The 834-nt window shown below is 45.4% G+C and carries 1 pseudogene; it reads left to right on the forward strand.

Annotation, left to right across the window (positions count from 1 at the left end):
• Positions 1-834: pseudogene (locus AX662_RS10870) on the forward strand (hypothetical protein); the annotation flags it as partial.

The following is an 834-nucleotide window of genomic DNA, read 5'->3' on the forward strand; positions in this document are numbered from 1 at the left end:
TTGACAATGATGAGTTTTCCTCACCAGTCTTAGGAAGCGCTTGGCTACCACGTTTATGCTTAGGATCTTTCACTTCAGAAGTTGATTCTGAGGCACTTGTTGAGGCTGACTCGGAAGCACTTGTTGATGCAGAGGCTGAAAGACTCGCTGAAGTACTCAATGATGTTGAAATACTTGTTGAAGCACTTGTTCTTTCAGAGGCACTCAAGAATGCTGATGTAGAAGCTGACTCTGATACTGAAACTCTTGATGAAGCGGATTCTGATGTAGATACACTTACTGAAGTTGATACTGAGGCGGAGACTGATGCAGACAATGACGCAGATACACTTGTTGAGGCTGAAAGACTTGCTGATGTACTCAACGAAGTTGAAATACTTGTTGAAGTGCTTGTGCTTTCAGAGGCACTCAAGGATGCTGATGTAGAAGCAGATTCTGAAGTAGATGCTAAAGCTGATGTGCTCTCTGATTCTGAGGCAGACACTGAAGCTGATTCAGATGCGCTTACAGATTTTGAGACAGAGACTGAAGCAGATGTGCTTGCGCTTTGCGACTCGCTCAACGATACAGACTCACTTGTTGAAATCGAAGCACTTACTGAGGCTGATTGTGATTCAGACACAGACGCACTCGCTGAAACTGACTCTGAGGCACTTATTGATTCTGATGCGCTTGCTGAAGTCGACGCTGAGACGCTAGCCGAAGTCGATTCTGAGGCAGAAACTGAAGCGGATTCAGAGGCACTTGCTGATTCTGACGCTGAAACGCTTGATGAAGCGGATTCTGAGTTTGAAACAGACTGTGAGGCTGAAATTGACTCACTTACTGAGGCAG

It is taken from the genome of Streptococcus sp. CCH5-D3, assembly GCF_001556435.1.
Lineage (GTDB): Bacteria > Bacillota > Bacilli > Lactobacillales > Streptococcaceae > Streptococcus.